General features: G+C 61.8%; 12 protein-coding genes. 9 read left to right on the top strand and 3 right to left on the bottom strand.

What is annotated here, in order from left to right; translation table 11 throughout:
• Nucleotides 1-168: 168 nt before the first annotated feature.
• From WP12_RS16155 to WP12_RS16145, 3 genes are read right to left on the bottom strand one after another with little or no spacing between them, the layout of a single operon-like run.
• Complete coding sequence (locus WP12_RS16155; protein WP_046194704.1) at nt 169-3,486, bottom strand: error-prone DNA polymerase; 3,318 nt, start codon at nt 3,484-3,486, stop codon at nt 169-171.
• Complete coding sequence (locus WP12_RS16150) at nt 3,483-5,039, bottom strand: DUF6504 family protein (RefSeq protein ID WP_046194703.1); 1,557 nt, start codon at nt 5,037-5,039, stop codon at nt 3,483-3,485. Before WP12_RS16150 ends, WP12_RS16155 begins: the two co-directional genes overlap by 4 nt.
• Entirely contained in the window at nt 4,960-5,691 is a 732-nt protein-coding gene (locus WP12_RS16145; RefSeq protein WP_046194702.1) for an ImuA family protein, read from the bottom strand. Before WP12_RS16145 ends, WP12_RS16150 begins: the two co-directional genes overlap by 80 nt.
• Nucleotides 5,692-5,999: 308 nt before the next feature.
• Here WP12_RS16145 and WP12_RS24235 point away from each other — a divergent pair, with 308 nt between their 5' ends.
• The 9 genes from WP12_RS24235 (at nt 6,000) to WP12_RS16100 (ending at nt 24,332) form a co-directional block, all read left to right on the top strand.
• On the top strand, nt 6,000-6,530 hold the full coding sequence (locus tag WP12_RS24235; protein WP_084691193.1) for a hypothetical protein: 531 nt from the start codon (nt 6,000-6,002) through the stop codon (nt 6,528-6,530).
• Nucleotides 6,531-7,103: 573 nt separating this feature from the next.
• Nucleotides 7,104-9,158 (top strand): site-specific DNA-methyltransferase, encoded by a 2,055-nt coding sequence (locus WP12_RS16135; protein ID WP_046194700.1) that lies wholly within the window; start codon nt 7,104-7,106, stop codon nt 9,156-9,158.
• Complete coding sequence (locus tag WP12_RS16130; protein WP_046194699.1) at nt 9,158-12,091, top strand: DEAD/DEAH box helicase family protein; 2,934 nt, start codon at nt 9,158-9,160, stop codon at nt 12,089-12,091. Before WP12_RS16135 ends, WP12_RS16130 begins: the two co-directional genes overlap by 1 nt.
• Nucleotides 12,092-12,196: 105 nt before the next feature.
• Entirely contained in the window at nt 12,197-14,752 is a 2,556-nt protein-coding gene (locus WP12_RS16125) for a PD-(D/E)XK nuclease family protein (protein WP_235399172.1), read from the top strand.
• Complete coding sequence (locus WP12_RS16120; protein WP_046194697.1) at nt 14,752-18,126, top strand: UvrD-helicase domain-containing protein; 3,375 nt, start codon at nt 14,752-14,754, stop codon at nt 18,124-18,126. Before WP12_RS16125 ends, WP12_RS16120 begins: the two co-directional genes overlap by 1 nt.
• 107 nt (nt 18,127-18,233) lie before the next feature.
• Entirely contained in the window at nt 18,234-19,274 is a 1,041-nt protein-coding gene (locus WP12_RS23515) for a CHC2 zinc finger domain-containing protein (protein ID WP_160299233.1), read from the top strand.
• Nucleotides 19,271-22,474 (top strand): RNA-directed DNA polymerase, encoded by a 3,204-nt coding sequence (locus WP12_RS16110; RefSeq protein WP_046194696.1) that lies wholly within the window; start codon nt 19,271-19,273, stop codon nt 22,472-22,474. The genes WP12_RS23515 and WP12_RS16110 overlap by 4 nt, the downstream gene beginning before the upstream one ends.
• Nucleotides 22,471-23,382, top strand: coding sequence for a hypothetical protein (locus WP12_RS16105; protein WP_046194695.1), 912 nt, complete (start codon nt 22,471-22,473; stop codon nt 23,380-23,382). Before WP12_RS16110 ends, WP12_RS16105 begins: the two co-directional genes overlap by 4 nt.
• 77 nt (nt 23,383-23,459) lie before the next feature.
• A complete protein-coding gene (locus WP12_RS16100) occupies nt 23,460-24,332 on the top strand; it encodes a 3'-5' exonuclease (RefSeq protein WP_046194759.1) in 873 nt (290 codons plus the stop codon).
• The last annotated feature ends 40 nt before the right edge of the window (nt 24,333-24,372 follow it).

Raw genomic sequence — 24,372 nt, 5'->3', positions numbered from 1 at the left:
CTGCTCACCGTATCAAGGTATAGAACGAAACAAGAACACAATCAATCGCGCTCCATAATCTTCGACAATGCCACATCAGGAGAGACCCTTCTGGAGCTTCGCCGCCGCAGCTAGTCACTCGCTTTGAAATCACGGCCTCGGGCATAGGATGAGTCGGGGAGCGCCGAACTATCGGAAATCCCTTGCTTTGATCTTGATCGTGTCGGTGTGCTGCCGGAGAATTATCTCCGTCCCCAGCCGCCGATCCGGAATTGCGATCTCGCGCGCCGGGTGCGCAAGCGGCCGTTCCGCCGGATCACGTGGGTCTGGCGACATGGGGCTCCTGACCACATCGGCTCGGCTCTGACGGTAGATGTTGGCGACATCGGCGCGGTTGCCGACGCTCGCGAGCAGTGGGGAGAGGTCGTCGAGTCGTTGCGCGATCACATGGATAACGTCGCCCTCGCGTTGCACCTGGCCGCGTACGCCCATCATCGACGCGCCGAGGACGGTTCGGCGGTTCTTGTCGAAGACATTGGTCCACACGACGAGGTTGGCGACGTCCGTTTCGTCCTCGAGGGTGATGAACATCACCCCCTTTGCGCTCCCCGGCTTTTGCCGGACCAGCACGATTCCGGCGAGCTCGACATAGCGCCCGTCCTTGGTTGAGCGGAGTGCGGCGCAACTGATCATCCGGCGCTGGGTGAGCTCGTCGCGGAGGAAGGCTAGCGGATGGGCGCGCAGCGATAAGCCCGACGCGCGGTAGTCCTCTACGACTTCGGCGCCTTCGCCCATCGGGCTTAACATAACCTCGGGCTCAGATGCCTCATCGCGGAGCAGTCCGTCCCGGGCATCGGCCGCAGCGAACAGGGGAAGGGGGGCGTCGCGCAGACCCTTCACTTGCCACAAGCCCGACCGGCGGCTGTGCTCGAGCGAGCGGAATCCGTCTGCCTCGCCGATCCGGTCGAGCGCGCCGCGACCGACGCTCGCACGGCGTTGGATCTCTTCGATGCTGGCATAAGGCATATTGCCGCGCGCGGTAACGATTGCGGCGGCATCGGCATTGGACAGCTGGCGCACCATGCGCAAACCAAGCCGCACCGCCTTGTAGCGGCCGGCTGCCGGCTCGAGCGTGCAGTCCCAACGGCTGTGGTTCACGTCGATCGTCCGAACCTCGACGCCATGCTGGCGGGCATCACGGACGATTTGTGCCGGTGCGTAGAAGCCCATCGGCTGGGCGTTGAGAAGTGCTGCGCAAAACACGTCAGGATGATGGCATTTCATCCAGGACGAGGCATAGGCGATCAGCGCGAAGCTGGCGGCGTGGCTCTCGGGAAAGCCGTAGCTTCCAAATCCTTCGATCTGCTTGAAAGTCTTCTCGGCGAACTCGCGCTCATAGCCGCGGGCGACCATCCCATCGATCAGCTTGTCGCGAAAATGGGAGACGCCGCCCGTCAGCTTAAACGTCGCCATTGCGCGCCTGAGCAGATCAGCCTCGCTCGGGGTGAACCCGGCACATTCGATCGCGACCCGCATCGCTTGATCCTGAAAAAGGGGGACGCCGAGCGTCTTCTCCAGCACGCGGCGAAGCTCGGGCGTCGGATAGGTCACCTCTTCTTCGCCGCTGCGCCGGCGCCGGTAGGGATGGACCATGTCGCCCTGGATCGGACCTGGCCTCACGATCGCGACCTGGATCACCAGATCGTAAAAGGTCTTCGGTGCCATCAGCGGGATCGACGCCATCTGCGCGCGACTTTCGATCTGGAAGACGCCGAGCGTATCCGCTTTGCGGATCATCGCGTAAGTCGCGGGATCCTCAGCCGGGATTGTCGCGAGGTCGTGTTTGATTCCCTTGTGCTGCTCGAGGAACTCGAAGGCGCGGCGCATGCAGCTGAGCATGCCGAGCGCCAGCACATCGATCTTCATAAAGCCGAGCGCGTCGATATCGTCTTTGTCCCATTCAATAACCTGGCGATCCTCCATCGCGGCCGGCTCGATCGGGACCAGCTCGTCGAGCCTGTCGCGGGTCAGTACGAATCCGCCGGGATGCTGCGAGAGATGGCGAGGTGTGTTGATCAGAAGTCGCGCCAGCTCGATCGTGAGTGTCAGGCGCCTGTCGCTGAGATCGAGGTTGAGCTCTTCGGCATGCTTCTCTTCGACGCCTTCTCGGCTCCATCCCGAAACCGCACCGGAAAGTCCGGCTGTCACGTCCTCGGATAACCCGAGCGCCTTCCCGACTTCACGCACCGCACCGCGTGCGCGATAGCGGGTCACGACCGCAGTCAGCGCCGAGTGCGTGCGTCCATAGGTCTCATAGATCCATTGGATCACCTCCTCGCGCCGCTCATGCTCGAAGTCGACATCGATGTCGGGCGGTTCGCGCCGCTCGGCCGATACGAAGCGCTCGAACAGCAGCTCGGATCGCACGGGGTCGATCGAGGTTATGCCGAGCACATAGCAGACCGCGCTATTGGCTGCCGATCCGCGCCCTTGGCAGAGGATCCCGCGGCGCCGAGCCTCGACGACGATCGAATGCACGGTCAGGAAATAGGGCGCATAGTCCAGCTGCGCGATCAGCCGAAGCTCGTGCTCGAGCTGATTGCGCTCCTTGCCATCGATGCCCTCGGGGTAGCGCTCCGGCGCCTTTTTCCAGGTCAGCCGCTCCAGTTCCTGCTGCGGCGTCCGGCCGGCCACCCGGATCTCGTCCGGATATTGGTAGCGCAGTTCGTCGAGGCTGAAGGCGCAGCGCGCCGCCAGCTCGACGCTGCGCGCGACCGGCGCAGTGTCCCGGAGATATCGGCGGAACAGCCGCTCCATCTCCTGGCCAGTTTTGAGGTGGCGGTCGGCAAAGCGCTCGCGGCGCTCGCCGAGTTCGTCGATCGTGCATTTCTCCCGAATGCAGGTGACCACGTCCTGCAGCATCCGACGATCGGGCGCATGGTAGAGGACATCGCCAGTGGCCACGGTCGGCACACGCACTGACGCTGCCATCGCCGCAAGGTCCCGCAGTCGGATAGCGTCGCGCGGACGCCGACGGATCGACAGTGCCATATAGGCGCGCTCGCCAAAAATCTGCGCGGTGCGCGCGAGCGACGCTTGGGTCACAGGGTCAGCGCGGTCCGGGCAGAGTATGCCGATCAGGCCTTCATTCCAATCCTCGACATCCGACCAATCGAGATGGCACGCACCCTTGCCGGCGCGGCTCTTGCCAACGCTCAGGAGCCGGCACATTCGGCCGTAGGCGGCGCGATCGGTCGGGTAGATCAGCAGCGCGGTGCCGTCGGTGAGATCAAGCCGGCACCCGATGACCGCGCGCACGCCGGTGGTCTTTGCCGCATCCCAGGCGCGGACGATGCCGGCAACGCTGTTGCGATCAACGATCCCGAGCGCCGGCAGGCCAAGCACCGCCGCGGCGGCGAACAGCTCGTCGGGCGACGACGCTCCGCGCAGGAAGCTGAAATGTGTCGTGACTTGGAGTTCGACGTAGGAGGGGTCGGGGTCGTTCACGCGAACGCTCCGTGGATGAACCAGCGCATCGGCCCTGTCGCTGGATTCTCGCCATCTCCGAGCCTGAAGACCCAATAGCGACCACCCGTCGCGGTCTCGACCTGATAATAATCCCGCACGGTCTGAGGCCGCTCGGCCTCATGACCGGCGTCGCGCCACCATTCGCCATGCAAGCGCTCGGGTCCGTCGGCGCGGGTCACGCGAAACCGCTTGCGCCGCCAAATGAACATCGCGGGCGGGTGATCAGGGAGCATCGCGGTGACGTCGATCGGTTCGGGCGGGCTCAGCATCCGGCAAGGCCGGGGCAGGTCGTCGTCCCACGCGGCGCCTGTCGTGCTGGCCAGCGCTTTAGTGAGCCCCACCGCGCGTTCGGGCATGACGCTGGCACGCGGCGCGGTACGGTATAGGCGGTTTTGACCGAAACGATTGGCTAGCGCATCGACCAGCGAGGCGAGATCGGGCCCACGCCGCGCCAGGATCTCGAGACCTTCGCCTTGCTTGGGTGCCATGGGTTCGACCAGCTGCGCGACCAGCGTCATCGCCTCGATGCCGAGACCAGGATCGACCGTCTCGACTTTGGCGGAAAGCAGCTTGGCCAGATGTTGGACATCTCGCGTGGGTGTCGCGGTGCCCACGCGGACGGCCTGGTTATGGCCATCGACCCTGTGGAAATAGCAGTCGAGCCTGCGGGCACCTTTGCCGAGCCGATGAAGCTGATCGACAATGTCGGCAACGAGATCTGCGATGACCTGCCCGAACGCGTCCGCTGTCGACAGCGGCTCGACAAAGCCGCGCCGCGCGCGGGGGAGCTGGTCGGGAAAGATCGGCTCGATCGGCTCGGGCAGAAAGCCCAGAGCCTGGTCGAGGCGGCGATGCAACGACCGCCCGAAGCGTTTGGCGAGCGGCCCCCGCGGGCTTCCGATGAGCTGCTCAATCCGTTCGAAGCCGAGTTTTCGCAGCCCTTCGACCACGTCGGAATCGAGACGCAGCGACATAATCGGCAGGAGCGCGATCGCCTTGCGATGATCGCCCGGCTCGATCGTGACCGGGCGGCCCGCCGGCACCTGGCGGGCGACCGCATGGGCACAGCCAGCGGTGTCGGCGACCGCAATCTGAACGGAAAGTCCGAATGACGAAACCCGGCGGTGCAGATCCTTGAGCAAAGCCCTTTCATTGCCGAAAAGATGCACGCATCCGGTGATGTCGAGCCAGATTCCGTCGGGCGGATCGGGCGCGACAATCGGGGAATAGCGCTGGCCGGCCCAGAGGGCGAGGCGCCGCAGCCCTTCGAAGTCGGCGTCAGGGTCGGCATCCACCACCTCGAACTCCGGCGCGAAGGACCGTGCCCTGGTGATCGTGATGCCCGGCAGGATGCCAAGCGCGCGCGCAGCTCCATCGACCGCCGCGACGATGCGCCGGCCATGATCGGGAATCGCCGTCACCAGCGGTTGGGGGGCAGGGGAGGCTCCGCCTTCAGGCGGCGACTTGGCGGTCTTCCGCCGCAGCCGGTCGGTCGACCAGTGCGGCAGGAAGAGCGATACGACCCGTCGCATCGCACCCCTCCACGATCCATGTGTGGGGAAGCCCTCCCCGGACACGCTCCAGCGCAACCTGCCACCGCGGGCGCCCCAGGCTCGGAATGCCGAGATCCTCGCTCGGAGAGGCGATGACGCGCCAACGCGTCATCGCGGCCGAGCCTTCGGCTATCTCATCAAGCTTCGCGGCTCGACGGAACACGAATGCGGCCACACCCGACGCTTCCGCCGCGAGCTGAAGACGCTTGGAGGCGGTTGTCGAATATTTCGCGACCTCTCCAACCACGCCAGCCAACCCGGCATGGCGGAGGCATTCTTCCATCGCCAGCAGCACGTTGGTGTCTGTTCCCGCCTCGACATAAATCACTCGGTCTGGATGCAGCCCAGCGAGATGGAGAGCAGGCGCGAACAGGTCGCGCCACCGGAGGCACCAGAAAACGGGACCTTCGATCCGGGCGAGGATTCCCGCGAGAAACGTGGTGGCGCTCGCATCGTCGGCGAGATCGGGACTGCCCATGATCTCATGGAGAGCGCCTGTTGCGATCCCGCCACCTGGCAACCGGCCGTCGAGTTCGCTTAGGCCGAACGGGATAGCATCATGCCTCGCACCCACGCCTTCGATCTGCGCGATACGCGCTCGCAGATGTTCGAGGACGATAGACTGGCGCATAGCATTGGTGCGACTCGGGAGCGGTTGAAATGTTCCCTATACGTTCTATCTCCCGACCGCTTGAGTCAAGCCAGGAACTCGCGGGGCTCTCATCGGGGCATTTGCCGCCAGTGGCACTTTACCCGGAAAGCCGCGATATCGGGTAAAGTGCCACTCGTGCTGCTCTCGCGGAGACCGCGGAGGAAGGAAACACCCTACCGATAACGGACGCCAAACTGGGATGCCCGGTGAAGTGCCATAGCCGGAAATTCGCTGGGAAGGCACGAATAGGGATTCACACTGAGCACCCGATGTGCTTGTAATGTTCCATGTTTCAACCGGATCTCTTTGTGTGCGACGACGACAGCACGGTCCTGGATCTGCCGGCGGTTCTTGAGCGTCTGGCGGGCGTTTCAGACCGTCCCCGCTACACGTTCATGGTGCTCAACCTGATCGCTAAGGCGGCTGGACCGTCTGGGCGCGCAGGCCCCTATGTGAAGGATGCCGATCGCCGTGTTCCCGTCCGGGACTGGCTCTCAGACGCCATGGTTCCAATGGCGCAGCGCGATCCCAAGCGACGCGCCACGACAGCCGCAGTGCGCGACGAACTTTCCCGCAGTGGCGCTCTACCGACCGATCCCGCTGAAGCCCATGCGATCATCGACGCCGAGGTGCGGCGCCGCGTGCTCCGATCTGGTCGATGCAGTGTCAGTCGGGCGGTCTCGGATCTGGTGAAGGCAGGGCTCGTTCGCCGGCACTACCAGGGGTTCCGCGTCGACCATCAAAATCGAGGTGCTCAACGCGAAGCGGTTTACACTCTTACGCGGCAAGCTGCCCACGCTCTTGGAGCGCGCCGCTAACATCTGACGATCATTCCGGTAGCGAACCCTAGGCAATATCGCGTAGCCTGGCAGTAAGATAACGGCCGCTCCACTCGGGCTGCTCGTCGCCGAGCCACCTCATTGGTTGCTGACCCAAAGCTAGCAGCCGGGCAGGTTAGCGACCACTTTTCCTTGATCATCGCTCCCCAATTTCCTAGAAACGCGGAAATGGGGGACGAAGGCAAACTCGGTCTGCTCCGCTTTGTCGGAGAAGCGCTATATGGCGAACGATGGCAGGCGCCCCTTGCTGCAGATCTGAGCGTCTCGGACCGTACGGTCCGCTACTGGCTTTCATCAGCAACGACGTGTCCCGAAGATCTCGGACCAAGGCTGCTGGCGATCGTCAACCGTAAAAAACTCGAGCTCGGAGGGCTTGAGAAAGCCGTTCTTCATCGACTTAACGCCGCGCGAGGGGACTCTCATGACCGATCATGAGCCGCTAGGCAGCGCTTTCCCACAAACGCTGCTGTGGCGACCGCGTCATTACAACCGTGACCTTTCAATATCTAAAGCGCGTGACCGTGCCACCCGCACGGAAAAAGGAATCTCTGAATGAAGAGTCTGTTAGAGCAGCTTCCGCCGATCGTGACGGAGGGAAAGCGCGAAGCGGAGCGTGTCATGGAGCGCGCTGAGAGCAATTACCGCCTCGGGCTGCAGACGCGTGAACTGGTGATTCCCTCAAGAGATAGCAACTGGCAGGATCTACTTCGCAGTAGCGAAAGGGCCGATTATCAGCAAATTCATACGAGCGCCAATAGGCTGATCTACGGTGATAATCTACTTGCGATGGCTGCCCTTCTGGCGGGTGACGATAATTCCGGGTCGATAAGAGGGAAGGTCGATCTCATCTACATCGATCCACCGTTTGACAGCAAAGCTGACTACAAGACCAAGATATCTTTGCCTACTGGTGATATTGAGCAACGCCCCACCGTGATTGAGCAGTATGCCTACGCCGACACTTGGTCCAATGGCACGTCATCATACATCGAAAATATCGTGCCGCGCCTGGTGCTAATGCGTGAGCTTCTTTCTGACAGTGGCTCTATTTACATTCACCTAGATTGGCACGTTGCAGACTATGTGAGGGTCGTGGCCGACAGCATATTTGGACCCGATAGCTTCGTTAATGAGATTTGCTGGAAACGCTCCGATGCAAAGGGCGATGCGGCACAGGGAAGCAAACATTATAGTCGCGTCCACGACGTCATCCTATTTTACGCCAAAGGACAGAGCAGGATTTGGAATCCCATATATCTGCCTCTGTCTGACAACTACGTCGACGGGTTTTACAAGTACAAAGACCCCGACGGCCGCCGATACAAGATGGAGAATATGTTGGGCCCCGGCGGAGCGGCGAAGGGCAATCCCGTCTACGAAGTAATGGGCGTTACTCGCGCTTGGCGTTATTCGCGGGCGAGGATGCAAGGCCTAATAGACGCTGGGCTAGTGATCCAAACGAATCCCGGCACCGTCCCGATGCAAAAGAAATATCTAGACGATTCCAAAGGTGTCCAGGTTGGTACTTGGTGGGATGACATCAGCATGATACGGGGATGGTCGTCCGAGAAAGTGGGCTACGGCACCCAAAAACCTGAGAAGCTTCTTGAGCGAATAATAAGCGCATCCAGTAATCCTGACTCACTCGTCTTGGACCTTTTCTCAGGCTCGGGGACTACGGCCGCGGTGGCCGAACGGCTTGGCCGGCGCTGGATAGTGTCCGACCTCGGTAAGCCCGCCTGTATGATCGCGCGAAAGCGCCTGATCGATCAGGACGCCCGCCCTTTTCTTTACCAGCACATTGGCGACTATCAAGTCGAGCAGCTCCGCTCGACTATGGGAAGCCGGTTCCGTATCGGCGATCTTGCCGAGATCGTGCTGGGACTCTTTGGAGCACTCCCGTTACCGGTCGATGAGAATCCAAACAAGAACATGGGTCGGATAGCCGGAAGCAGCAAAACTTTGGTGTTGGCCGACAGCCCAAATAAGATGACGGGCCTCACTACGCTTCGGCGGGCCATCGAGATTCGCGACAATCTTATGGGAGGATGGGATAAGGTCATCGTCCTCGGCTGGAACTTTTCTCCGACAATTGGACATGATATTGAGGCGCTCGGTCAGGCAGATAAGCTTGAGGTTTTGGTTATTCCGCCCGACCTTCTCGATCGTCTCAAGAAAAAGGGCCACAAGTTGAAGGCTGACGAGGTACGCTTTTCGTCGCTTCAGTATCTCAAGCTGGGCGAAGTGCTTCGCAGGGCCGAAGGAAAAGGGGAGGCATTGGACGTGGCGATAGCAAACTATGTTCTGCTTTCGCCAGATGCGCTCAACTTGGACGATGCAAACAGACGCCAACTTCAAAACGTCATCAACTCGGATCCGTTGGCACTCATTGAATATTGGAGCGTCGATCCGGACTATGACGGCGAAGTGTTCCGTTCTGTGTGGCAAGACTATCGAGGAAACACTGAGAATGATGACGATCCCCTCCGAGTCGTCTCGACCGCAAGGCTGACGGGGCTTCCAAGGAAGGATGGCAAGCGTTTGATCTGCGTTCGGGTCGTGGATGTCTTCGGATTCGAAGCCGAAGCCATGGTCGAGGTGGCGTGATGGCGGGCATCAACGAACTTACTCTTGCCAGCGGTTTAACCGCCAAGGTTGAAGAGCTCTCAGCCGGCCTAGAAGCGGGAACGGCGCCGATCCTTGACCTGGTTTCGGAGACGACGGCCGAGCTACTGAAATGGTGGTTTCAAGCGGAGTTTCAGGACTCCAGGCAGTTCAACTTCCATCCTGGGCAGCGGCAGGCACTACTCAATGTAATTTATGCCCACGAGGTACTGGGCATTGCGACGTTGCAGGACCTCTACCAGAGGGCGGCCCCCGACGTTTTGTTGGCAAGCACGCGCGATTCTGAAATCATTCGCGCGCCGAAAAATGGCTATCCCAAATACTGCCTGAAAATGGCGACCGGCACCGGCAAAACGTGGGTGCTGCAAGCCCTCTTGGTCTGGCAAGTGTTAAACGCAAACCGCGCGCCGGAAAGCGAGCGCTACACAAAAAATTTCCTTATCGTGGTCCCCGGCCTCATCGTCTATGATCGCCTATTGGATGCATTCATGGGCAAAGAGCGCCACGGCAAGCGCGACTTCTCGATTTCCGATCTAGCGATATTCCAAGAACTGTTCATTCCTGACGCCTATCGGGATGAGGTGTTTCGCTTCGTCCAAGGTGCAGTCTGCCCTAAAGAAGAGATCGGCCGCAAAACGACAGCCGGCGGGATCATCGCCATTTCTAACTGGCACGTCCTTTCAGAAGAAGGCGAGCCACTCGAAGACGATGAGATCGTCGCCCCCGGAGATACTGTCGATCCCAAGGCCGTGGTGCAGAGCATTTTTCCGCTGATGCCTGGCATGAGCCAGGGCAATGATTTGAACGTCCTCAACCGTCGGTTTGAGCGTGGCGGTATTCTCTCATACTTAAAAGACCTACCGGCATTAATGGTGTTTAACGACGAGGCGCACCACATCCACGATTTCAAGCGGGAGGGGGAAGTTACGGAGGTCGAGTGGCAGAAGAGCCTTAACTTGATTTCACAGCCGAAGGGCGCTCGCTTTGTTCAGGTTGATTTTTCAGCGACGCCCTACAACGAGGTTGGGACTGGAAGGAATTCTCGAAAGGCCTATTTTCCGCACATTGTCGTCGATTTCGACTTGAAAACCGCGATGCGCGCAGGTCTCGTGAAATCCCTCGTGCTCGACAAGCGCTCGGAAATCGGGGCGCTCAGCCATGAAGACCTCGACTTCAACGCCGATCGAGACGAAAACGGCAACCCGATGCTGTCTGAAGGGCAGCGGATCATGCTTCGCGCCGGCCTGACCAAACTCCGCAAACTCGAAGCGGATTTCGCCGGCCTCGATCCTGACAAGCACCCGAAAATGCTGGTAGTCTGCGAGGATACGACTGTCACCCCCCTCGTCGCCGAGTTTATGACGCTCGAAGGCCTTGCTGACGATGAGCTGCTTCGCGTCGATTCCAACCGTAAGGGCGAGCTGAAACCGGACGAGTGGAAGATTTTGCGCGAACGCCTGTTCGACGTCGATCGGCATCGGTCGCCCCGGGTCATCGTCAGCGTCCTAATGCTGCGCGAGGGCTTCGATGTGAACAACATCTGCGTGATCGTACCGCTGCGGGCGTCCGGCTCCGGTATCCTGCTGGAGCAGACCATTGGGCGCGGGCTGCGCCTCATGTGGCGCGGTAACGAATTTGACGACATCAAACGAGAGAATCGTCAACTCATTCGCACCGGCAAGACCCCTTCCAACATGATCGACATTCTGTCGATCGTTGAGCACCCGGCTTTCCAGGGGTTCTATGACGAGCTGATTCAAGAAGGCCTCGCTACCGAAGAGGACGACGAGGACGATCAGAATACCAGCTCGACCGGCGATCTTATTTCGGTCGGGCTGCGGCCCGGCTTCGAGGAGTATGATTTCGCTCTTCCATTCATCCTCCGGGAAGAAGTGGAGGAGCTGGACGACACTCATATCGAACCCGCAAAACTACAGGCGTTTGGCAATTTCACGCTCGATCAGCTGAAGAGCCAGCTCGGCCAAGGCGAAAAATTCCACTCCGAAGATGTGCAGGCGAAAACTCGCTTCGGCGATTATCGCGTCCACGGCGGAGTGATGACGGCAACGGGCTACAACGATTATCTCGCCCGAGTTACGCGGCGCATTGCAGAGGCCGTCACGCTGACAGATACTACGAGCAGCCCCAAGGCTTTCGCCAACGCGAACAAGTTCCCCTACATCCAGATCAATCGGGCCGAGATGGCCGAAGGAATCGACACCTTTGTTCGCAACCACCTTTTCCGTCAGGTCATTGATCCGCTCGCCGATGAAAATTGGAGAGTCCTGCTCATCGACCCGGTGACGGAGCACCTCATTAAGGTATGGGCTCGGGCAATACTTGAGGCCGAAGAAAGTGTGATCGTTGCCGAGGCAGAGGTGGCGCACCGGCGCCTCTCCGAAGTGCCGAAGTTGGCGATGCGAGAGGGGTCATCCCTCGCCGTCGAGAAGGCAATCTACTTTCGCCTGCCATACCCGTCGCGGAATGGCGGCCTAGAACACGCCTTCATGGAAACGTGTGAGCGGGATGCCAGCGTCGATGCCCACTGCAAGATCAACGAGCAAAAGCATACCTTTGCGCGGCTACGCTATATCAAGGAAGACGGTCTCCCCGCATTCTATTCTCCCGATTTTCTCGTGCGTACGGGCAATGGTATCTACCTTATCGAAACCAAGGCACAGGGCCAGCTGACGAGTCCAAACGTGCTCCGCAAGCGGAAAGCTGCGGTGGCTTGGTGCAACCGGATTAATGGCCTTCCCGCAGAACACCGCAGCGGCGCAGAGTGGAACTATGTCCTTTTGGGCGAGGATACATTCTATGGGTGGCGCGACAAGGGCGGTTCGTTGGCCGACCTCTTCGCCTACGCGAAGTTGCGCCCTGTCGAGAACAAGGGTCAAGCGAAGTTCGCATTCTAAGTGGGGCGGGGCATGAAGAGGCAGACGTACATAGCACATGGGCGGCTGACGTCCCGAGAGATCCGCCTAGCTGCTGCCCGCAACCGACGCCATGGCGTCCAAGTCATGTCCTTCGAGCAGCTGGCAGCCCGCCTTGCCGGCGGCTTCGCGCGGCCTATCGACGCGGAGGCGCTACGCGATGGGATCCAGAAGACGCTGCCCGATACCGATCTCGGTGAGCTGGATGCCATCAAGCTTCTACCCGGCATGGTGGGCGCCACGGCCGACACCCTGCATAAGGTCTGGCGCACCGGCATCAACCTTTCTGCGAGAGCCGGTGATCATCCCCGGCTAGCAGCGATGGCCGCGCTCGAGCAGGCCCTATTGGAACGCCTACCTTCGTCGATGCTGCGGCCGGTCGATCTCGCTTCGCAAGCGCTTGCTCGTCTCCACCTTGCTCCCGTGCTCTTCGGCGAGATCGAGATCGTCGGAATCAGCGAGCTTTCGCCGTGCTGGCGCGAGTTGCTGATCGAGCTTGCCGGGACGTTACCGGTGCGCTGGAACGCAGGGCCGCGCTCAGTCCCCGCCTGGCTGGAAGGTTCGAACGTCGAGATCGAGCGATCGGAGCCAGCCACGCCGCACGTTAAGTCAGTAAGCGCTGCCAGCGGCTATCATGAGGCAATCGAGGCGCTGCGCTGGGCGCGCGAGTTGATCACCAGCGGCACAGCCAAGCCATCCGAAATCGCGATCGCGGCGGCTGCGCCGGCCGCCTATGACGATGAGTTCATGGCGCTCAGGGCCGACGCCAATATCGACCTGCATTTCGTTCACAGTATCCGGGTGGTCACCACCCGGGAGGGGCAGACGGCCGCAGCGCTGGCTGACATCCTGGTGCGCGGGCTATCGCAGTTGCGCCTGCGGCGGCTCGCGACGCTGCTCGCTGGCTCGGGGCCGTTCCAGATGCTTCCCGAAGGTTGGCAGCGCGTGCTGCCGCCCGATGCGCCTTTGTCCTCAGCCGACGCCTGGGAGCGGCTCCTGAGCGGCCTGACAGCCGATCGCTGGCCCGATAGTATCGAACATAGCTCCGACCTCCGGGCAATCGTCGAAAAGCTCAGCGGTGGGACGAACGATGCGGACGAGATGGGGCGCACCTTCCTGTCAGGCGGCGCGCTACGTATCTGGAAGAAGGCCCTGCTCGCCGGCAGCGCGGCCGCGATCGACGTCACCATCGATGGCCTACGCCAGGAGGATGCCTGCGAGGTGTGCGTGTCGGTGGCGTGGATGCCGGCGTCGGCGCTTGCGGCATCGCCTCGGAAGTTCGTGCGTCTGCTCGGCCTGACCTCGACCGGATGGCCAAGGCGGATTTCCGAGGATCGGTTGCTGTCCGATCATATCGTCCCGGTCGGAGAGCTCGACCCGCTGCCAGTTACCGCTGCCGACCGTCGCGATTTCGAGACGATCCTCTGCACTACGACTGAGCAGGTGGTGCTCTCGCGAGCTCGTCGCGACAGCGAAGGACGGCTGCTCGGCAAGAGCCCGTTGCTGCGCGGGCAGCCAGACGCCCGCTATATCCGCCGTAATCGGCGGCCAACGCATGCGATGAGCGAAACCGATCGCCTGGTGGCGCGTCCCGCGGATTTCGGCGCCAGCGATCAGGCACGCTCTGCAGCCGAGTGCTGGAACAACTGGCAGCGAGCCGCTGTCACTGCCCATGACGGAATGGTCCGGGCTAATCATCCCGCGCTGCTTGCCGCACTGCAACGGGTGCAGTCGGCGAGCTCGCTCGCCAAGCTGCTGCGCAATCCGCTCGGGTTCACCTGGAGCTATGCGCTCGGGATCAGCGCACCGGAAAGCGCGGAGGAGGCGCTCGTGTTGGACGCGCGACAAAGCGGCATCCTGCTCCACGAGACGCTCGATCATGCGGTGCGGCTGCTGGAAGGGCAGGGGAGCCTTGCCGGCGCACGTCCGAATCAGGTTGTCGCCGCGATTGAGCAGGCGGCAACAACCGTCGCCAGGCAGTGGCAAGCCGAACTAGCGGTGCCGCCGCTCGTCGTGTGGCGCCGCACGGTGGAGGACGCCAAACAGACGGCGCTGAACGCGCTTCAGCATCCTGAACCGGCTCTATCAGATCAAAAATGCTACACCGAGGTACCGTTTGGCGGGCAAAAAGCGAAGTCCGACGGTGCATTGCCTTGGGACACGACCAAGCCGGTGGAGATCGTCGACACCGGATTCCAGATATCCGGCTATATCGATCGCCTCGACCTCTCGGGGGATGCGGCCAAGGCACGTGTGTTCGATTATAAGGGCGGCAAGCTGCCGAAGGACCAGGTCGTCCTTCAGGGCGGGAAAGAGCTGCAGCGCTGCCTCTATGCCTATGCGGTGAAGGCGTTGCTTGGCGACGGCATCGAGATTGATGCAGCGTTGCTCTACCCTCGTGACACGGAAGCCCGCCATCTTGAGGAACCGGCGGCTGTGATGGAGGATCTGGCCGGACATCTCCGGGCGGCGCGCGCAAGCCTGCTCGCCGGACGCGCCGTGATCGGGCCCGACAATGGCGGTGACTATGACGATCTGAGCTTTGCGCTACCGGCGAATGCCGGCAACGGCTACTGCCCCCGAAAACTGGAACCGGCACGTGAGGCACTGGGCGATGCCGCGCTCGTCTGGGAAGCGATCTAATGAACATCGCGATCCCGATACTTCGCGACGAAGCTGCGCGCCTGGCCGCGATGACCGCGCACGATCGCTCCGTCCTGGTTGAGGCCGGGGCGGGCTCGGGAAAGACCGCGGTCATGGCTGGGCGGCTGGCGTTGCTACTCGCCGGTGGCACTGCGCCCAAAGTGATTGCGGCCGTCACATTCACCGAGCTCGCCGCGAGCGAGCTGCTCGCCCGCGTCCGCGACTTCATCGACGAATTACTCGACGGGCAAGTGCCCCGGGAACTGCGTATCGCCCTGCCGAGCGGTCTTTCGGCCGAGCAGCGGGCGAACCTCGACCAAGCCGCGTCCGCGATCGACGAGATTACCTGCTCGACGATCCACGGCTTCTGCCAGCGGCTCATCAAGCCCTATCCGGTCGAGGCGAACATCGATCCCGGCGCTTCGCTAATGGACCCCGCGCAAGCGGACCTGACGTTCAGCGATGCCGTCGATCGCTGGCTTCGCGTCACGCTCAACTCGGGCGAGGAGAGTCTCGTCGCCGAGCTCGTGTTCCTGAACCCAACGAAAGCGAGCGAACTGATCGCAACTGCGGCAGGAGCGCTGCGCGACAATCGGGTGCTGGTGGCACCTGATGTGGGCGGGATCTCGCCGTTGGTGACGACCTTCGGCGCGGCGGCTGAAGCCTATCGCGCCTTCGTCATCGGCACGGCTGCTCAGGAGGCGGAGAGTACAGCGGGCGCCTCGGCCTTCGTGGAGATGAGCGAGGCGATCGCATTCGCGGTTGAGGACGAGGCGCCCCCGGCGCTTGTTCGCCTGCTTGCTTCGACCCCGCACCCGTCACTCTGCACGGCTAAGGGTGCGTTCAGCGCCTACAAAAAGAAGGGCAAATGGGAGGCGGCAGCGAAGACGGCAGGCCTGTCCAAGGCGGATGGTGGGCTGCTCAACGCCCAAGCCGAAGTGCTCCACCTCGCCTGCTGTCGGGGTTGGACGGTGCTTCTACAAGCCGTGGCAGGACGCGTGCTGGCAGACCTGATCGCGGCTATCCAACCCATCGCCGACAACTTCCGCGACTATAAGCGTTCGGCGGCGCTGCTCGATTTCGACGACCTGATCTTCGCGGCGCGCGACTTGTTGCGCGATCATCCGGTGGTGCGCGAAGCATTGGCAAAACGATACACCCATGTGCTGGTAGACGAGTTCCAGGACACAGATCCCCTTCAGACGGAAATATTCTGGCGGTTGTGCGGCGACCCGATCGCCGGTGCCGATCCGCAGGATTGGGCGGCCTACCGGATTAGGCCGGGTGCGCTGTTCCTCGTCGGCGATCCCAAGCAGGCGATCTACCGCTTTCGCGGGGCCGACGTCGCCGCTTATATCCGGGCGCGCGAGGCGATCCGGGCACTCAATCCCCAAGACCTGCTGTCAATCTCAACTAACTTCCGCTCGTGCGCGGCGATCCTCGCATATGTGAACGAACGCTTCGCGCCGCACATGACGGTCGAGAAAGGGCAGCCGGGATTCACCGCACTCGACAGCTTTCACCCTGATCACGGCGAGGGGTTGTGCGTCGCAGCGCTCCCGGTTCAATGCGCGGGCGAGGACGGCAAGGCCAAAGCGGCCGCGCAGCGCGACTGCGAAGCAGAGGCCGTCGCGGAAATGTGCAGCCGGCTGATCGGCAGCCAGATCATCGTCGACCGCAAGACCGACGAGCGACGGCCCTGCCGACCTGGCGACATCGCGTTGCTGGCGCCCGGCGGGACCGAACTGTGGCGTTACGAAGAGGCGCTCGAGAAGCGCGGCGTGCCTGTGGCGACCCAAGCCGGCAAAGGCTTCTACCGCCGCCAGGAGGTGCAGGATCTCGTCGCGATCACGCGAGTGCTGGCCGATAGCCGCGACAGCCTCGCACTGATCGCACTCCTGCGCGGGCCGCTGGTTGGCTTGACCGAGGAGCAACTGCTCGATCTCGTCTGGAACCAGCCCCGTGATCCGGAGCGTCCCGCAGCACGCCCAAAGCTCAATATCCACCTCGACCCAGATGCGATCGAAAACCGCCACGCCCGCGACATCGTCGAGAAGCTTCAGGCACTCCGTCGGGGGATCAACGGAACCACGCCGCACCAATTGCTGGCCGAGGCGGTTGACGTGCTGCGCGTGCGCGCCATCCTGCTCCAGCGCCATGGCGGGCAGGCAGAGCGGCCGCTGGCCAATGTCGATCTCTTCTTGAGCCTGGCGCAGCCTTATGGCGTACGAGGATTGAGGGCGTTCGCGGACGTGATGACGGCGGCATGGGAGGGCAAGGTCCGGTCGGCCGAGGGGCGTCCTGACGCTCAGGAGGAAGCGGTATCGCTGGTCACGATGCACGCCTCCAAGGGCCTCGAATGGCCGATCGTCGTGCCGATCAACACGATGACGTCAGGCAACGACGTGCGCGATCCGATCATCGACAGCGAAACGAGGCGCATCTTCCTGCCAATCTTCGGGGTTGAGCCTGCGGGTTACGAGGAAGCAAAAGCAGCCGAGGTCGCGGAGCGCGAGCGCGAGCGGCTGCGGCTTTGGTATGTCGCGGCAACCCGGGCCCGCGAGCTGCTCGTGCTGCCGAAGCTCGATGTGGCTCCAGCGAAAAGCAGCTGGAACGCTTTGATGGACTTCGATCTTGATGGACTGCCGCTCATCCAGATCGATCAGCATCCACCTGGGTTCGAGACGATCGACGGAGATCCGGAGAATGGACAGACGCGAGAGGTGTTTGTGGCCGAGGCGGTGGCGGTAGTCGCGGCTAGCCACAAGCTGCGCTGGATTGCACCGAGTCGGGATGAGGATCCTGCGGGTCCACTGGATGTCGTATCCGTCCCGCAGATCGTACTTGGGGCCGATGACGATTCCCCCGCAATCGATGCCATCGCCGTCCAGGGCGGCCGGGAGCGGGGTCTCGTCATCCACAAGCTGATCGAGGAAGTGCTGACTGGCGAGACCGCGGACGATGCCGGGGCACTCGTCGCACGGGCCGCTGGTTTGATCCGGGATCTCGGCCGCGAACCCGGACTCGATCCCGCGCTTGGACTATCGGCGGACGAGATAGCGGTAACTGTGGGGAGGACGCTGGCACTGCCCGAGATCGCGGCAATTCGGCCCAGGCTTGTGCCCGAGCTGCCGGTCTACGGCTCGATCGAGGATGATTGCTGCGAACTTGCCACCTTCGGGATCGTTGATGCGCTCTGCATCGGTGAGGATGGCAAGCCCGAACTGGTGATCGATTGGAAGAGCGACGTGAACCCTAGCGGGGAGGCTCTCGATCACTACCGTTCCCAGGTTCTGCGCTACCTCGAGGTGACTGGTATTCCAAAAGGAATGGTCGTATTTGTTACAAGCGGGAAACTGTTTAGCGTTCCTTGAGTAATGCACAGCGTCGCCTTGGCGTATGCGCGGCCATCGGGCATAGAACACGGATGGCGCTGCAAGGAGGGGGGCGCCGGCCGACGGACCGTCGCGCTGGCGGAAAGATGTTTGACGCTGAGAAGCTCAGGGCGATCCCGATCGCTTCGGTAGCGACTGCGCTCGGCTTTCAGCTGTCTCGTGGCATGGCGCGATGCCGCTTGCCCGGTCATGACGATGAGCACCCGTCCTTTTCGGTTCGGTCGCGGACCAACCGTTTCAATTGCTTCGCGTGCAATCGCGGCGGCGACGCGATTGATCTTGTACGGATCATGGAAGGCACCGACTTTCTCGGCGCTTGCCGATGGCTCGGCGGTCGCTTCGGAATCGATGACACGCGGTCTGGAAAATCGCCTCGTCGCGGCGTGCGGACGGTGCGTGATCCTCTTCCCTCGGTCACTGCCCCTGCCGGCTCCACCGGGGAGGTCGGCTCCGATAGCGAGATCTTCACTTGGATTCTCGCGCAATCGCCGCTCGCACCGTCCGGACGGGCTTACCTCGACTCGCGCGGTTTCGTGCCCGCGACGCTCGCACATTTCGGCGTTGGCCAGCTTGGCGAGGGCAAGGCGTTGCTTCGTGCGGCGCGCGAACGCTTCGGGGAAACGCGTCTCGAACGCTGCGGGGTTATGATCAAGGGTCGCTACGGTCCCTATCTGGCCTTTCGCTCGGGCTACCTGCTCTTCCCTTTCGTCATCGACGGCGAGATTGTATTCCTACAGGCGCGGCGCCCCGACGGCGAGCGCGACAGCCGATGGCTCTGCCCAGCGCACCTGCCACCGCCGCCTTTCAATCTCGAAGCACTGGCGGGTTCTGCCCCGACAATTACAATCTGCGAGGGTGTGACCGACGTTCTCTCCGCGCATCAACTTGGCATCCCGGCGATCGGTTTCGTCGGGGCCAGCGCCCGGATCGATGCACCTACGATTGCCCGCCTGCGCGGTCGCAATGTCGCGGTACTCGGCGACGCCGACGCGGCGGGCGCGGGCTTCGCCCAACGATTGGTGCGGCTGCTGGGCGATCATGGGATCACGGCGTCGACTACGTCGATGCCGGAGGGCATCAATGACTTAAACGACTTTTTGCGGGCACGGGAGGGGATCGACCGATGAGCCTGCATGACATCCTGCTGTTGCCCGAGACGCTGCTGTGGGCGTGGCGTAAGGTCCGGCGCTGCTATCGGTCGGCCGACAGCCTGTATGATCAGGCGGCTCTCGCAGCCTTCGAGCTTAATCTCGAAGCGGAACTTGAGGGTATACGTGCTGACTTCGCCGCTGGGCACTGGGTCGCCCGGCCGATCCGGCTCGTGCCGCAAACGAAGAAGCCCGACAAAGAGGGCAAGCCCAGGCTCAGGCAATATTTCGAGATCGCGGTGCGGGACCAAGTCGCATGGACAGCGATGGCCACCGTGCTTGGACCCGAACTCGACCGAAAGATGCCGGCCTGGAGTTATGGTAACCGCCTGTATCGGGCCGCTTGGTATGAGGAGGAATCGCCTGAGGGCAAGGGATCACAGCTGAACATCGGCCCTTATCGCCATTCGGCCGGCCATCTCTACCGCCATTTCAAGCATAGCTGGCCACTTTATCGCCGCCATATCTCGCTAACCGCCCGCCGGATGGTGAGCGAGCTGATCGATGAGGACGAACTCGACCAGGGCGAGCGTCGCGCGCTCGACCAAACCGAAGGGCTCGCCTATCTAGAATTACCATTCTGGATCCGGCCGCCGTCGCAGGGTGAAAAACTCTATGCGGCGTCATTCGACCTGATGAAATTCTATCCAACCATCCGTTTGGAAGCAATCGTACGCGGGTTCGAGGAGTATATCGACGGCTTCCGGGATGAGGCCCCGCTTGCGACCCTGCTCAACGACATGCTGCGGTTCGAGGTCGATGACAGCGGGTTAACCGACGAGATGAAAACAACAGTCGAGCCGCAGGTGCCGCCGGGATTGTTTGAGGGCATTCCCACTGGCCTCTTCGCCGGCGGCTTCCTCGCCAATGTCGCGATGCTGCCGCTCGATCTCAAGGTCGACGAGATATTGCGGGAAAGGCGCACCATCGCTCATTTTCGCTTCGTCGATGATCATGAAGTCCTCGCCTATGATTTCAAGGCGCTAGTCGCGTGGATCGAAGAATATGCACGGCTGCTTGAGGCGTTCAACATCGGTGCCCGGATCGAACCCGACAAATATGTGCCGTCCGAACTGAAATCCATACTCCATCCCGAACTATGCGAGGGATCCGGTGAGGCAAGCGAGACCCACGACGAGTTGATCGAGAAAGTCGCGAGGGCGGCTGAGGTAAACGGCCGCAAACCGACCGAGCTGATGACGCGGACACTCGCCCAGGTGTCGATGCTGGCGGCAACCGATTTCGACCTATTGACCGACGCCGGGCGCGGGCAGCGACTGGAACAGCTCGAATGGCTTCTGCTCGCGAACATTCCCGAGCAGGAGATCCGGGGAGACACACGAATGGCCTTCGCGGCGGCACGCATCGCGACGCTTACGCCAGCACTATTTCGTCCCAACGATGAGCTGCTCGAGGCGCATCGCCATCTGGCCTTGACCCTGGAGAAGAAGCGTAAGATCGAGACTGCGGGCAAATCTCTCGACGAAAGCGCCGAAGCCGAAATCCAACGGCTTTATGAGAAAATTGAACTTCGCAAGCGCGACGAGCAAAGCATTTGGGAGGCCTTGCTCAAGCGCCATTTCGGGCTGCTGTTCGAGGCTTTTCACGCGCATCCGGACAAGGCGCGACTGTTTATCCGAATGATCGACTATTGCCGCGCCACGGGTCATGACGGTTTCTCACGTCTGGGCGAATGGATGCGCCTCCATGGTGAGGGCGAGACGCGTCTGCTCAAATGCTACCTTGGCGCACTTGGCGTGCAGCACCTTGCCCGCCACCTTCTGACCGCCTGCGCCGCAGTGAATCGCGTCGATTTGCTCCATCGCGAGAGGGAGGCCGCGCGATCGTTTATCAATCACACCTTGCGGGCAGATATCGACGCATTCGTGCCATTGTCACGTGCAGAGCCGCTCCAACGGTTTCAGCTCGATGCGAAGAGCGCTTTCGTTGCCTCAATGCTGCTCGGCGCCCTGGAGGTCGGGCGAACAGACCCTGCGCTCGCAACCAGCATGCGACAACGGACAGCCGAAACGCTGGAGGCCGTTCCAACGCTGGCCAACTTGCGCACCGCGACGCAGGTCTCAGTCGGCATCTGGTCGCACTGGTTCTTCGCGACAACCGGCACCCATCGCTACGACCCGCCGGCATTTTGGCCCGACATGGTCACGGAACACGATACTGCTGATTCATATGACTGGATCAACCTGCGCCGTTATCCCGCCGAACTCCCGAACGAGGCATGGACGCGGCTACGGCTTGAGCCGACCCTGCTTGCGGCCGATGACGCAGGCTGGTTGCTCGATGCGGCGCGAGCGGCGCCTGACCAATTCGCCGTGCTATCGGCCGATAGTTCGGTCGTTGCGGCGGTAGCATCGAGGATCGCTCTAGCACCTGACACGATGTCCCTCCGCGACTGGGTTGCGTATGCACGGACACGCTCGCCAAGCGATCCGCGCCGTTCTGAATGGACCGCGCTCGAGATCACCCGTCAAATCCTTGAGCCGCTCTTCAAATTCGGTGGCCCAGATGCGGATTTCCTCGATCGTCTTCACCCAGAGAATGTTCGCATCCCAATGACCTGGCGCAACGTGGAACCGGACAGGCGCATCAACGACCGGATCACCTGGGAGGGCTGGTGCCGCTTGGCGCGCGAAGAGAGCGCAACGATGATTAAGCCGGGCATCGACGATTTCCGCTACAGCGAGCTAGTCCAGCGGACCGAGCGTCGCTGGGAGCGGCGACTGCGTCCTTTCGGTCAGCTCCTCTGGGGCATCTTGCGGCTGAGCTTCGCGCTACCAGCGGCCTGGAATATCCGCGGACAGGAACGCAGTCTTGTCGACACGGTTACGTGGGACCTTGAACGCCTGCCGATTTCTTCGTTCACGCTTGCGATCCTGCAGTCCTGTCTGATGCCAAGAAGCGTTGAGACGTCCTTCCTGCCACTTTTCCCGTCCCTGTTCGGCAACCTCCTCCGCCGTGCCGCCGATGACAGCGAGTTTGATCGACCGATCCGATCGCCCGACGCGCTACGTTATCTCCTTGTCAAGGCACAGGGCGAGCTCGAACGCAGCCAGATGACCGTGCTAGAGCATGAGCCGCGGCAGCTGATCCCAGTTCGTCTGCAGCAGATTGGCGCGTTTGCCGACGGCGACGCCGCCGAGGGGGATCAACCGCAATGAGCGAGCCCCACAGCTCCCATCTCACCGAAACGCTGAAGCTCGGCATTATCCAAACCTCCCTTGACCCGATTGCGGCCTGGGTAAACGGTCCAAAAATGTCGCCTTGTGAGGAGGAGCGAGCGATTACCGAGATCAGGGGCTATTTTGCCGCGTTCCACCAGGAAAGCCCGCCACCCGACATCATCGTGCTGCCTGAGCTTGCAGTGCCGACCGGCTTCGAAGGCAAATTGCGGGCAATGGCGACAAAAATGCAGTCGGTCGTGATTGCAGGGCTCGATTATCGCGCCGGTGATGCCCCTGGAGAGGTGCATAATGATGCTCTCCTGATCGTGCCACAACGATGGCGCGGCAAAGCGATGGGTTCGAAAACCATGACGCGCCGGATCGGCAAGACCTACGCTGCGCCGGACGAGGACAAGAAGCTTATTGCCGCAGCTTACACGTTCAAGCGAGATCCCTCGGTTTGGCTTCTCGACGGTGGCGCCATTGGGACCTTTGGCGTCATGGTGTGCTACGACTTCCTCGATCTGGAACGGATCGCCATGTATCGAGGCCGGGTTCAACATCTTTTTATTCTCGCACTCAACAAGGATGCAACTTCGTTTCGGCATGTGGCGGAGGCCGTGGCGCGGATGGTCTTCTGCAATGTCGTCATCTGCAATTGCGGGCATTTTGGAGGCTCGCTGGCGGTATCGCCCTATCGCCAGCCCGAGCGACGCACGATCTATCAGCATGCCGGCGCGGGGCTCGCGACGGGCCAGATCATCGAACTACCAGTGGCACCGCTCGATCTGCATCAGAGCCACAGCGATCCGATGAGCGACGGTGAGAAGGCTTTCAAGAGTCTGCCGCCAGGTTATCGATTGCCAGTTGTCCCTATTTCGAAAGCGGAAAAGAGCGACGGATGAGCATTGTGCAGCATCTTCTTAACCGGCTCGCCGGCAGGGCGGGTGCTGATCCGGCAGCAAGGGCGCCCGCGCTCCACATGGAGAGCGACGAGCTCGCGCGGCGCCTCGAAGCTATGCCAGGCTATCGCGTGCTGCGCGCGCTTAACGTTGACATCGGCGACGCAGAGCTGCCCATCCCCGCGCCTGGGCAACGGATCGCAGCTGTCGTCGACACGGAGACTACTGGCCTCGACCCCGACGTCGACCGGACCGTCGAAGTTGCCATCCAGCGCTTTACGTTCGACCGGGCCGGACAGATCGTCGCGATCGAACGCGTTCGGTCCTGGCTAGAGGATCCCGGTCGGGCCATGCCCGAACGACTGACGGCGCTCACCGGTCTGACCGACGCAGACCTCGCTGGACAGCGCTTCGACGATGCGGCGATCGTCAAACTAATCGGCGAGGCTGATTTCGTGATCGCGCATAATGCAGCCTTTGACCGGCCCTTTCTCGATCTTCGGTTTCCGCCGCTGCGGCGACTCCCTTGGGCCTGCAGCCTTTCGCAGCTCGATTGGCTCGCGCTCGGATTCGATGGCCGATCCCTCGGCCACCTGCTGCTGCAGGGAGGTTGGTTCTTCCAGGGCCATCGAGCTGGCAATGACGTCGCCGCACTAACCGCTCTGCTGGGCCTGAAAGTGGCCAGCGATCGCACGATCCTGTCGCACCTGCTCGAGCGGGCCGAGGCGGCGAGCATCCGCATAGAGGCCGTCGGTGCACCCTTCGACGCCAAGGATCTGCTCAAGGGCGCCGGATATCGCTGGGACGCGCGGCGCCGCTTCTGGTGGCGCGAGGCCGAAGAGGTTGGCCTACCGAGTGAGGTCGATTGGCTTGAGCAAAACGTCTATCGCGGCCGCGGTCGAGCAAACCTACGGCCAATCACGGCGCGCGAACGTTTTGCCCGTGACACCTGACGGACGTTCCCTCTTTGCCGGCACCGGCACCGGCACCGGC

This window comes from Sphingomonas sp. SRS2 (assembly GCF_000971055.1).
In the GTDB taxonomy this organism is placed as follows: domain Bacteria; phylum Pseudomonadota; class Alphaproteobacteria; order Sphingomonadales; family Sphingomonadaceae; genus Rhizorhabdus.
This window is presented reverse-complemented; position numbering and strand designations above follow the sequence as displayed.